Consider the following 14095-nt stretch of genomic DNA (forward strand, 5'->3'; position numbering starts at 1 on the left):
TGTGCAAGAAGAATTAGGGACACACTTACCAAGTTATATGATCCCTCAGCAAGTGGTGGTGTTGCCACAGCTACCCTTGACTCCTAATGGCAAGGTTGATCGTAAATCACTGCCGACACCAAATAGCCAGAAGCGCATACGAGTCGCGCCGAAAACAGTCAATGAGTGTAAGTTGGTACAGATATGTGCACAATTATTATCATTGTCAGAGGATGAAATTAGCTTAGATCAGCATTTCTTTGAATTGGGTGGGCATTCGTTGTTGAGTGTGAAGCTACAAGCAGAGATCAGAACGGAGTTTGGGGTTGAGCTGGCACTCAGTGATATTTTTAGTCAGCATAATTTACACAGTTTAGTGGTAGACATAGAGTCACAAGAACAAACGGAACAAGTGGTGATCAGCCCCAGAGAGGGCAACGAACCCAGCGTATTATCGTACGCACAGCAGCGGTTGTGGTTTATTGAGCAAATGCAGCCAGGGAGTGAGCACTATGTAATGAGTTCGGCATTGCAGCTTAAAGGGAAGATTGACGCGGCGTACATTGAAAAAGCGTTGCAGGCTATCATTGCACGCCATGACATACTTCGCAGTCGTTTTATTACCTGCGATGGAGCGCCACGACAAGAAGTACTGGAGAGTTCAGTATTTACGTTACGTCAGCATGATTTAACGCACAAGGATGCAAAAACACAAGAAGCACACCTGACTATATTACGAGAGAGTGAAGCTGTTCGGGGGTTTGACTTACAAGCAGGAGGGCTGATCAGAGCAAGCCTCGTTCAATGTGAAGCAGAGGCGGCGGTCTTGCTCATTAGCATGCATCATATTATTGCAGATGGTTGGTCGGTCGAGGTATTGCATCAAGAATTTACTGAATACTATCAAGCACTGCGCAGTGCAACAAAAGCCACATTAGCGCCTTTATCAATTCAATATGCTGATTATGCGCAGTGGCAACAGCAATACCAAGACAAACAAGCTTTGCAAGCGAGTTTGGATTACTGGAGCGAAACCTTGAAGGTCCGGGGTGAAGACCTCAAACTACCTACAGACGTCGCTCGGTCTGCGAAAGTTGCAGGTACTACTAGTCGAGAGCACTTTACTCTAGAACCCTCAATGTACTTTGATTTAAAACAAACAGCTCAAAGGCACGGAGTAACTTTAAATATGTTACTAAGCGCCGCCTGGGCAATATTACTGAGTAAACTCAGTGATAACGAAACGATACAGATCGGTATCCCAGTTGCAGGTAGAGATAACCGTGCATGTTTTGATTTAATCGGACTGTTTGTCAATACGGTTGTACTTAAAGTAGACGTAACGCCAACATTGACGCTATCTGAACTGTTTTCTCAAGTTAGCGATACCAGTACAAAAGCATTTGCACACCAAAATGCGCCATTAGAGCAAGTAATTGAGCGTTTAAACCCAGACCGTAATTTAAATCAACACCCAGTATTTCAAACTCTGGTTGCATTACATTATGCTTACGAAGCTACTCAATTGCCTGATTTACACATCACCGAATTGGCAAGAACAGGGGGGCGATCTGAGTTTGATATTTCCTTGATAGTCGATGAAACACACACAGGCCTTAATTGTACAATTGAATTTTTAGATGAGTTATACGCCAGCTGTGCTGTGAAGCAGTGGCGGGATTATTTTCTTAATGTACTGGAATATTGTACAGAGGACGCGAATGTCACACTGGCAGAATTGTCATTGCTGTCGCCTGCGCAAGAACAGCATGTATTATCAACGTATCACAGGCCTGTACAAAATAATCTAGCTCCTTTACTTCATGAGCAGTTAACATGTATTGCTTTACGTTACCCTGAACGCATTGCCTTAATTGAGGGTGAGCGCGCATTAAGCTATGACTGGCTAGAGACAAAATCAAACCAGCTAGCACATCATTTGCTAAGTAAAGGTGTGCAATCAGAAGATAGAATCGCGATTTGCTTGCCGAGAACGCCCATGTTCATGGTGGCTATCTTCGCGATAATGAAAGCGGGTGCGGCTTATGTACCTATAGATATCACGCAACCTGATATCCGTTTACGGTATACATTAGAAGATTGCGACCCAGCATTATTATTGTTGAATGAAGAGGCTGAACTGTCGCGTTACATCCATCCAGAGAAGCTTTATCAAGTATTGCGCTTGAATGAAAATAATGTGCTATTTGACTCCGAGCTGGGTCAAGCACCGGCTATTAACATAGGGCGTAGGCAACTTGCTTATATAATGTATACCTCGGGATCAACGGGTAATCCTAAGGGAGTAATGATTGAACATCAGCAACTGGTGAATTTTACTTCAGGTCATGTTGACCGATATCAGCTCAAAAATGGTATGCGTATTTTGCAGTTTAGTGCTGTCAGTTTTGATATCTCTATTGAAGATGTGTTCGGTACTTTTAGTACTGGCGCGACCCTCGTATTACGTGATGACACTTGGCTAACTGATACCGCAGGGTTTTGGGCGCTCTGTGCACAGTATCAGATAAACTTAGTTAGCCTGCCAACTGCATTTTTTCACCAGCTGATGCAAGTGCCAACGCAATCTGTTCCTAGTACGTTACAGACCGTCATTGTAGGCGGAGAGGGGTTACAGTTGCACAGTGTTAACCAGTGGTTTACGCAGCAAGGTAAATTACCACAGCTGACGAATACGTATGGCCCAACTGAAACCACAGTGACGGTTTCACATTTAATCGTTGAGAAGGATAAAGACTATGGTGAACTCCTCTCTATAGGTCAAGCGGATGGGAATAACCGAATTTATATTTTGGATGAACAGCAACGATTGCAAGCGCCTGGTATAAAAGGAGAGATTTATATTGGTGGTACGCAAGTTGGTCGAGGTTATTGGCGCAAGAACGAATTAACAACGGCGGCTTTTTTATCTGATCCATGGTGTCAATCAGAAGCGGGTAAACTTTATAAAACCGGAGATATGGCACGCTATCGAAGCGATGGTAATATCGAATTTCTTGGGCGACGTGATGCTCAGGTTAAATTTAAAGGGTTCCGAATTGAGTTAACAGAAATTGAGTTGCGATTGGCCTTACATGACCGTTTGGATGGCGCGGTTGTTAAAGTGGACGAGTCACAACAACACTTAGATGCTTGGTTAATTAACAAGGAAGGTGGCGATACGGAAGCGTTGGTTGATGAAATTAAAGCTTGGTTGAAATCACAATTACCTAACTATATGCAACCGAGTCGTTGGGCCGTCCTTAAAGTGTTACCTCTTACTAATAATGGCAAAATTGATAAAGCAAATTTACCCTCCCCAATTGCGAGTAGCGGCAGTCGCTATGTTGCTCCTAGTAATGAAATTGAAGTCGAATTAGTTGACCTATTGCAACTTACGCTTGGGTTACATGAGCCTCCAGGCATTCATGATAACTTTTTTGAATTAGGGGGTAGTTCAATTTCATTGATTGCATTTAAAAATGCCATTGAAGCCCATTTTGTTACTCAGTTGGAATTATTGTTTTTGTTTACTTATCCAACTGTTGCTGAAATAGCTTTAGCAATTGAACTGGCACAAAAAAATAACAGCTTAGATAACGCGTTTGAGCTTGAAGAAGACATGGAATCTGGAGAGTTTTAATGGTTCAAAAAATAATAAAAATGGCACTGGCCGCTGGCGTTAAGCTGTACCTAGAAAAGCAAAAGCTGAAGTTTACTGCACCAAAAGGTGCGCTTACACCAGAGTTAAAGGCAGCAATAGGAGAGCATAAAGAACAAATCATTGCTTATTTGCATCACAGTGCAGAGCGACCTGTCACAAATGCAATTTCGATTAGACCAAACATTGAGCACAGGCCTTTATCGTTATCTCAGTCTCGGCTTTGGTTTTTGCACCAACTGGGCGAAGGGAACAGCAGCGAGTACAACATATTTACAGCATTTGATGTAGAGGGCCAGTTAGATCTTGATGTAGTTCGCCTTGCGTTACGTGAAATAATTATACGGCATGAGGTACTCAGATGCGGGTATTATGAACAGGATGGGCAAGCGCAACAGTTTTTACATCATAACTTTGAGGTGCCATTACAGGTCTTGGATTTTTCCCATTTAACGCCTTTGGACTATCACGCACAGCTACAAGATGTGGTTAAAGCTGAGGCGTACCACTCGTTTGATTTGAGCTCGGATATAATGTTACGGGTGACGTGTGTAAATAGAGGGACTGGGCTGCATTGTTTATTATTTTCAATGCACCATATCGCCTCTGATGGTTGGTCAATTGAGGTTTTATCAAAAGAGTTTTTAGAGCTCTACCAGAAAATTAGTACAGGGCAAGTGTCGAGTTTAACGCCATTATCTATTCAATATGCTGATTATGCACATTGGCAAACTCAGCGAATGGATGAACAAACTTTAGCACAGCAGTTAGATTTTTGGCGTGAATACCTTTTTGACTTACCTGATATCCATAATTTACCCCTTGATAGACCGAGACCTAAGCAACAAAGCTTTACATCAAAAACGATGCAAGTGCCATTAGGGCTTGAGTTGACCGAGCAATTAGGAGAGTTGGCGAAGGCGCATAGTGTTACTTTATTCATATTGTTACAGACTGCATTTGCTTATATTTTGTCTCGCTTTAGTGGCGAGCAAGATATTGTAATGGCAACCCCTGTTGCGGGACGGGAAAGAGAAGAGGTGCAGTCACTGATTGGCTGTTTCTTGAACACGGTAGTTTTGCGTTCGACAATTCCGCAAGCAGGAGATTTTTGGCAATACTTGGCTGCAAATAAAAACCAGATCCAACAAGCATTCGGACATCAAGAAGTACCTTTCGATCAGGTTGTTGACGCACTACAACCAATACGAAGTTTGGCATATAACCCTTTAGCACAAGTGAAATTTGTACTACAAAATTATCAGCAGTCTGAATTCAGTTTACCTGATTTACAGATCCGGCCGTTAAAGTCGCAAGAGAACTCAGTACGGTATGATTTAGACCTTACTGTGTTCGAAGAACATGGTGTACTTCAGCTCGATTGGAACTATAAGTGCGAGCTGTTTAATGAAGAGTCTATTGTACGTTTATCTGACTCGATGGTGCAGCTTTTGTCAGCATTGTCCACTCATCAGTCTGGCGAACCTATTCCGTCATTGTTGAGCAAGCAAGCTAGTCAAGCACTACTAGCGATGGGCACAGGAAAAGAACAACAACAAATAAACTTACCGATAAGCCAACAAATTTTACAACAAGCATTGTTAACACCAGAGAATATAGCCGTTCGATCAGGCGACAATTCATTAAATTACTCAGAGCTAGTGCAAAAAGCAAAAAATTTAGCCTGGTATTTAGAGGATCAAGAAATTGGTTTAGATGATCATGTTGCGATTTTACTGCCAAAAGAGGTGGACTTATTAATTGCATTATTGGCAGTACAGTTATCTGGAGCAACCTATGTTCCGTTAGATAAATCTAGTGGTGAAGCTCGGCTTGGTGGAATATTGAAAGACGTTAATGCTGAACTACTTATAACACAAAGCAACTTAATGACATTGGTATCGAGTGAAGGTTGCGATGTCATGTTAATGGATGATTGTTTAGACTCAGATTGGTTATGCGAATTCGAGCAAGCTTCTTTAACAGTACCTAAGTTAGATGATATCGCTTATTTGATTTATACCTCAGGATCAACGGGTAAGCCTAAAGGGGTTGAAATTTCTCAGCTAGGGTTAGTGGATTACTGTGCTTTTGCGAATAAATACTATTATACAAGCAACTTATTAGGTGCGTTGCTCGTGACAGAGCCGGCTTTTGATATCAGTGTACCCAGCTTATACCTTCCTCTACTTAACGGCGATTGTGTGACGTTCTTGTCAGAAGAAGATGTGATTTTTGAATTGGCAGCAACGCTTTTGGAGCTAAAAGGTAATGGTGTGTTACTGAGAATGACCCCCAGCCATTGCCACGCTCTTTTGCATATATTAGAAGGAAAAACTGTCCACGCTACGTGTGTATTAGTCATCGGGGGGGAGGCGCTACCACAAAAGTTAGCTACGGCATTGTGTCATGCTTTCCCTAATAGCCAATTATTTAACCACTATGGTCCATCAGAGACGGTAGTTGGCTGTTGTTTATATCCTTTAGAGGTAGAGACATTGGCAAGCTTTTCTCAGGTACCTATTGGTAAGCCAATGACGAATACTCAGCTAGTTGTATTGGATGACAAACAACAATTGCAAGTGCCTGGTGGTATAGGTGAGTTGTGGATTGGTGGTGTTGGCGTGGCTAAAGGCTATTGGCAAAGGGCCGAACTTAATAAGCAGTGCTTTAAAACAGATGTGCTAAATATAGGGAGTTCTCTACGTTATTATAAGTCAGGGGATTTGGTACGTTGGAATTGTGAAGGCCAGCTGGAGTTTATAGGGCGTAATGACCAACAAATCAAAATTCGAGGGCATCGTGTTGAACTCGGTGAAATTGATACCCAACTCAGCCAGTGTGAGGGGGTACAGCAAACTGTTACCTTGTTACATGAAAATGAGGAAAATCAATATTTAGTTTGCTACTTTGTGTCTAGTGGTGATGATACCGAGCAGACACAGAATACACTTGAGCACCATGCAGTCACACAACTTCCACCCTATATGAGGCCACAATACTATGTGTCTGTTATTACATTCCCTCTGAGTCGAAATGGAAAAATAAACCGTCGAGCATTACCTAGCCCTTACACAGTTAAAAAGCCTATACTGCAAGCCGCGCAAAGTGTCACTGAAATTAAACTGATTGAAATTTTCAGCGACTTGCTTGCTACTAATGAACTAACAGCTGCCAGCGATTTCTTTGTGTTAGGCGGCCATTCCTTATTGGCGGTTCGACTGATTAACCAAGTATCTAAGCTGCTTGGAAAGAAATTACAATTAAAAGATATTTTTAGTCATTCATGTATTAAAGATTTAGCATTATTTATTGATAGCAGTGAGAGTGAAGTATTTGAGCCTATCACTGTGATTGACTCTGATGATAATAAGCCTTTATCTGTGGCGCAGCAACGACTTTGGTTACTAACCCAAATAGATACTCAGCAAGCACAGTACAACTTGCCATTTGCCATTGCTATTAAAGGTAATTTCGATACTGATGTCGCTGAAAAATCGTTACTGGCATTGATTGCGCGCCATCAAGTATTACAAATGAATATTCTAACGCATCATGGACAGCCACAATTACAACCAAGTAAAGAGCGCTTTGCTTTATCGCGTGTAGAGGTTGGCAATTACACGAGTGAGGAACAACAGCACATTGTTGCTAATTTGCAGCAGCAAGAGATAGCAGTACCATTTGATCTAACGAAAGATGTGCTATTACGTGGCACCTACATTAACCGAAGTGATGAAAGTGGGGTTTTACTTCTTACAACCCATCATATTGCCACTGATGGCTGGTCAATGAATTTGCTGCTGCGGGACTTCTTTGCACTGTATAACAATAATTTGCATGGGGTAAAAGAGGGGCTTGCGGAAGTAGAGATTCAATACAGTGACTATGCTGCCTGGCAACGAGACCAGCTGGCAAAACCTGCTCAGGCTGAACAGGTAAATTACTGGCTTGAACACCTTAAAGATCTGGACGCCGTGCATCAGCTACCGATTTATCAGGCAAGATCAAAGCAACAAACATTTGCAGGTAATAATCTGCAATCACACCTTTCGGTGAAGCAGTTAGATGGGTTAAAGCAGTTAGCTGTTCAGCATAATGTGACTTTGTTTATGGTTCTGCATGCCTTGCTCAGTATTTTGATTAGCCGGCATACTCAACATCAACAAGTTGTAATAGGCACGCCGGTAGCAAATAGAAATCACCCTCAACTAGATAATTTAGTTGGCTTTTTTGTGAATAACTTAATATTGAAGTTAGATTGCGATTTATCTTTAAGTTTCAAAGAAGTGTTAGCGTACGTCAAGCAAATTAATCTGGATGCGTTATCGCGGCAAACAACGCCCTTTGAGCTGTTGGTTGAAAAGTTAGCACCCGAACGCAGCTTATACTGTTCGCCATTATTCCAAATCATGTTGATTCTCGATAATACTGAAGCACAGCAATTAAACGATGCTAAGTTGCCTTTCGAGTTTCAACCATTAGTTCAGCAGGAATCGGTCGCAAAATATGAGCTTACTTGGCATGCTCGAGAAGACCAAAATGGTTTACAGTTCACTGTTGAGTACCGTACCGAGCTGTTTGAGGCGCAATATATTAATGCTCTCATGGGTCAATTTGTTCAGTTAGTTGAAGGGGTGACAAAAACGGCTGAGCAACCGTGTTATCGCTATGATTTATTGCCTGCTTCACAGCGAGTATATTTAACCCAGCGGCTGAATGAAACAAAATTAGAATTTAACCCTGATGCTTTATTGCAAGATGGGATTGAAGCACAGAGTTTAGCTAATCCACATAGTACAGCCGCAGTGTTTGATATGCAGTCGCTGACATTTTTTCAATTGAACGAGCAAGCTGATAATGTTGCAGCTCAATTACGGCGTCAAGGTGTTTTACCTGGTCAGTTAGTGGGGCTCTGTCAAGAGCGTTCATTGTCAATGCTGGTTAATCTGTTGGCTATTTTAAAGGTAGGGGCAGCGTATGTCCCATTAGATCCATGCTACCCAGCACAGCGCCTAAATTACATTATTCATGACAGTGCTCTAGCACACCTTATTATTACTGAAAACTTGCGACCGTTATTTGGTAATGAGTCCGCGGTCAAGCTGCACTTGGTTGACGCTTTAAATCCGCAGGAAAGTGTTGAAATGGTGCTTAACCCAGTGAAGTGTACGGCAGATAATTTAGCTTATGTTATCTACACAAGTGGTTCTAGCGGCCAACCAAAAGGAGTAAAAGTGACACATCGCAATGTCATTAACTTTTTTGCTGCGATGGATAATGCTTTACCAGCTACTGGGCATCAAGATACTTGGTTGGCGAGCTCCAGCATTAGTTTTGATATTTCAGTACTAGAGTTATTTTGGAGCTTAAGGTGTGGTTCGAAAATAATCATCCAACCAGATCGCCCACATGCACACATCGAGGATAAGCTGGCAAAGCTTGGGTTTTATGAATATGACAAACCTTTGCTAGAGGCCAGCGACTGTGCGGCTCTAAGATCGCAAAGTAGCGTAACTAGATATACTTCGTCGTTGGGGGGGGGGGATGTCGTGTTGTCATGCACTGCTTCGCTAACGGAGTATGTGCAGGCTGCACAACGTGGTCTCTCACTTGGTATATTTTATCAAGGTTCTGAGTTGATTGATTTAAAAGACAAGGTTTCTGCTTTTAGCTCGCAACATAATAATGAACCTAGAATCTCTTTGTTTATCTCTTATGGTTCCGCGGATGAAAAAATAAGCGCTTTGGGCCAATTGAAAGACCGTGAAGCATGTGTTGTAGAACTTGCTGATTTTGCGCGTATTGGCATTGATGATATTCTGGTTGTTGGCAGCAAGTTGCCATGCTCTGATGCTCAATTAGAGCGCACGCAACGGATCCAATTTTTAGATGAGCGGCGGCAACAATACCAATGCCAAGCTGATATGATGGCTAAACGATTTAGCCAAGATTGGAACCCAGCTACTTTAATATGTAATCAGCATGTATCCCGGTTGCAATCAACCCCGAGTTTCGTTCGTGAACTACTACAAAGCCAAGAGGGCCGGCTTGCGTTAAGTCAACTTGATTTATTACTGGTAGGTGGCGAAGCGCTCAGTGATGAGCTTGCGCAACAACTTTATATACTATTACCTGAGCGTGTATTTAATATGTACGGCCCAACAGAGTGCACGGTTTGGTCGTGCGTTGGCGCTGTAACTATTGACGCTGTGAGTATCGGAAAGCCCGTTGGTAACACTCGGGTATACATTCTTGATGAATATCAGCAATTGGCCCCGTTGGGAGCTGTGGGGGAGTTATGTATAGCTGGAGAAGGCGTTACGCCTGGTTATCTACATCGTTCTGACCTTACTCAGCAGCGTTTTGTGGCATTGCCATTGTTAGATTCAAATGAACGTATTTACAAAACAGGCGATTTAGCTCGCTGGAATGCAAATGGTGAGCTGATATGTTTGGGCCGTAATGATGAACAAGTCAAAGTGAATGGACATCGAATTGAACTGGGGGAAGTTGAACGATTACTCGGTAGTTTTACAGAGTGCGAGCAAGTAGCGGTCGTAAAGCAAAGCATGGGTAATTCAGAACAGCTTGTCGCATTTGTGGTGTTCGTGGCTGAGCATAGAGAAACGGATGATTGGGTGCAACAATGGCGATTTAAGTTATCGACTCTGGCACCGAGTTACCTTATCCCTGAACGAATAAAACGTGTAGATGCTTTCCCATTAACGCCCAATGGTAAAATCGATAAACGGTCTTTAGCGAATCAGGTCGTTGCAGGATCAGGAGAGTTGGCAGCTGCAACGACAGAGACCGAAAAAAAGGTGATGCAGCACTTCCAAGCCGTGTTGGAACATACTATTGCTCTGTCTATACATGATAGTTTTTTTACCTTAGGTGGGCACTCGTTACTGAGTGTTCGTTTGGTTAATGAACTGAATGCAGAATTTTCTAGCGCGCTGACTGTGCGGGATATCTTCAAAAATAGTACCGTAGCGGCTCTGAGTACGTGTATTGATAATCAAAAAACAGCACCTTATGAAATGATTTCAGCACGCAAACATAGTGAGATCCGCTTGCCTCTATCACTACAGCAGCAGCGCTTGTGGTTTATTGATCAGTTGTATGAGGGCCAGAGTGCACATTACAACATGCAAGTTGTATTAGAAGTGGGTCAACAGTTTGATTTAGTGTTGGCGCAGCATGTATTGGGTGAGTTAATTCTACGACATAGGACATTACGTACCAAGTATCAAACTTTGGATGGTGTCGTTGTGCAAGTCATTGAGCCAAAGCCCCATTTTCAAATTACGCGGTTATTGTTGGATGAAACGCAAGCACAGTCGTGGAGTTCAATATGTGACATTTTTACAGAGCTTGCGTTAGTGCCTTTTAATTTGCAAGAACAACTGCCACTGAGAGCAACCTACATTAAAAGTGATAAAAGTGATAAAAGTAGCTACTTAATGTTGTGTATACACCATATAGCGACTGATGCTTGGTCTATGGCGATTTTGGCAGAGGAATTTTGTACGTTATATGCGTCGGCTTGTCAGAACGGTGAAAGCCAATTAAACGAATTACCGATAGATTATGCTGATTATGCTTTGTGGCAGCAGAGTCACGAGCAGAAGGAGAAAATAGATCAGCAAAACCATTATTGGCTACAACAATTAAACAACCTATCAGAACTGAACTCATTGCCGCTTGATTTCAGTCGAGGGCAGTTCGCATCTCATCAATGTAAAACATTGACGATGAAGTTAGATGGTAATCAATTTCTAGCCTTGAAGCAGGCTACATTAGCCAGTGATACAACCTCCTTTATGTATTTGCATGCTATTTTGAGTGTGGTGATTTGCCGCTATAGTGGTGTTGATGATATTGCCATTGGGACACCTGTAGCGAATCGCCCCCGTAAAGAATTGGATAATTTAGTCGGACTGTTTGTCAATACATTGGTACTGCGCACGGATTACAATGCGAGTGATAACTTTAATGAGTATTTGCAGCACGTGAAGGGGGTTGTTGTTGCGGCGTTAAGTCATCAAGAAACCCCCTTTGAGTGGTTGGTTGAACAGCTGTCATCGAAGCGCAGCACCAGTTACAACCCACTCATCCAAGTTTTATTTAATTATCAAAAGGCAAACAATGATGACCGCAAGAATTTTGATCAATGGGTTAAGCCGATTGAGTTTAATAATCAACAAAGTAAATTTGAGCTTTCACTTCGAGCCATTGAGTACGATGATCACGTCAAATTAGAGTTTGATTATGATGTGAGTTTGTTTGCAGAGGAAACGATGCAAAGAGTTGTTAATAGCTTTGGACATGTGTTGTCCCAGACGCTATCGCACCCAATGACGCCATTGTCAAAATTGAGTTTGACGAAAAACTCGGCTGATTTAGCCATACAGCATGGTGAAATTAACCTCGATGGTCGAGGTGTACCATTATTAGATGCTTTTTATCAACAGCAAATGCTCACCCCAGAGGCAACGGCAATAATCGATGATGGCTCGAATTTAAGCTATCGTTCACTCGCAGATAAGTCGGCACAATTGGCTGACTATTTACGTCAGCAGCAATTGGGGCATGGCAGTCGTATTGGCTTATATTTAACTCGCGGGCCTGAAATAGTCATTGCTATTATTGCAGCATTCCAAATCAATGCGTGTTTTGTGCCTATTGATCTATCAAATCAAGGGGACAGGCTAGACTGCATAATTGAAGATGCCGAACTAGATATTGTATTAGTGACTAATGTACACAGCTCTCATTGGCAAGAAAAGCGTTGTACAGTATGTGAACTGAGCATATCCAATTGGCAATTTGGTGAATATAGTAAAATACTCACGCCTTTAGAAAATATGCCAGATGCACCTGCGTACATTATCTATACGTCAGGCTCAACAGGTAAGCCTAAAGGCGTAGAAGTCGCTCACCGGGCGCTTGTAGACTATTGTCAGTTCGCTTTGCAAAATTACTATGAAGAGCATCTGAATGGCGCATTTCTAGCCACCTCATATGGTTTTGACATTAGCCTTCCTGCATTACTGCTACCGCTAATGAGAGGTGGGTTTGTGAATGTTTCGCAAGGCGAGGATGTGTTGATTTATTTGGCTAATTTGTTATCAGGGTCAGGAGTTGGCTGCTTGTTACTTAGATTAACTCCAATGCATGTCAGAGCACTACTTAATTTAATGACCTCGACATCAAACCAAAAGGCACATGTATTTGTGATTGGTGGTGAATTCTTTCCCGTGTCACTTTTAGCAGAGCTTGCTCACTCTTTTCCGAATGCCGTCATTTATAACCATTATGGACCGAGTGAAGCGGTAATAGGTTGTTGTATTGCCCAAGTAAGCGGACGAGATTTTGAACGAACAGAATCTTTGCCTATCGGCTATGCAATGGAGAATACGCAGTTGTATTTACTTGATGAAGCGATGCAAATTGTGCCAAAAGGGGTCGTGGGAGAGTTATATATTGCAGGGCAATGCTTAGCGAATGGTTACCTTAATCGCCCAGAGCTGACGGAGCACAATTTTGTAGCTAACCCGTTTAAGTTGGGTGAGCGTTTATATCGAACTGGCGATCTTGCACGACACTCTGTTGACAACGAACTGCACTATGTTGGCCGTACAGATGATCAGGTTAAGTTACATGGTTTTCGAATCGAGTTAGGAGAGGTTACTCAACAATTGCTGGCACTACCAGAAATTAAGGCGGCAGCGTCACTGATTGTGGGTGAAGGCGAACACCGGCGTTTAGTGTCGTATGTGGTGCGATCAGAGTTAGTTAAAGATGAGACTGTGTTAATGCAGGTGTTAACCCGAATGAGGCAAAATTTACCACACTACTTATGTCCGGCACAGTTAGTCGATTTACCTAAATTACCGTTGAGTGCTAATGGAAAAATCAATAAAAAGGCATTGCTATCTGTAACTTTAAAAGATGCTCAGCCTTTTGCGGCGGCGACAAATGAACTGGAAAAACAGCTTTGCTGTGTTTGGCAACAGCTACTACGACTTGAGCAATCTCCGAGTATTGATAGTAATTTCTTTGATATTGGTGGAAATTCACTATTGGTAATGACCTTGAGTGTAGAGCTTCAAAAGCAATTTTCTTGTGTCATTCAAATTGGCCAACTGTTTAATTATCAGACGGTTAGGCAGCAGGCAGAGCTGATTGAGCAGCTATCAGTTTTATTGACGACAGGCGTTGATAATGAAGAGTTTGAGGATGAGGGAGTATTGTAATGGTTTTAGATACGCTAAAAAAAGCACAACAACAGGGCGTAACGTTATTTCTGGATGATCAGGGTCAACTGAAGTTTCGGAAAAAGTCAGGCAAGCTCAGTGCTGAGCTAAAAGCAGAGTTAGTGGCGCATAAAACAGAACTAGTGGCGTTACTTACAGCGCAACAAAAAAATGGTGCTTCGGCTATCACCGC

Annotated in this window: 3 protein-coding genes (1 of these 3 running past the window's edge); all 3 read left to right on the forward strand. The window is 42.3% G+C overall.

The annotated features are described in order from the left end of the window. Positions 1–3622 carry the 3' end of a non-ribosomal peptide synthase/polyketide synthase gene (locus J8L97_RS12050; protein ID WP_211049996.1) on the forward strand. Its footprint begins 15425 nt before the window's first position, so 3622 of the gene's 19047 nt are visible here — the last part of the coding sequence; its start codon lies off the left edge, out of view; it ends in the stop codon at positions 3620–3622. Continuing rightward, positions 3622–13902, forward strand: coding sequence for a non-ribosomal peptide synthetase (locus tag J8L97_RS12055; RefSeq protein ID WP_211049998.1), 10281 nt, complete (start codon positions 3622–3624; stop codon positions 13900–13902). Before J8L97_RS12050 ends, J8L97_RS12055 begins: the two co-directional genes overlap by 1 nt. Beyond that, on the forward strand, positions 13902–14095 hold a 194-nt coding region (locus tag J8L97_RS12060; protein WP_211050000.1), incomplete at its 3' end, for a hypothetical protein. The genes J8L97_RS12055 and J8L97_RS12060, both read left to right, overlap by 1 nt.

This window comes from Pseudoalteromonas sp. MMG012 (genome assembly GCF_018100875.1).
Lineage (GTDB): Bacteria > Pseudomonadota > Gammaproteobacteria > Enterobacterales > Alteromonadaceae > Pseudoalteromonas > Pseudoalteromonas aurantia.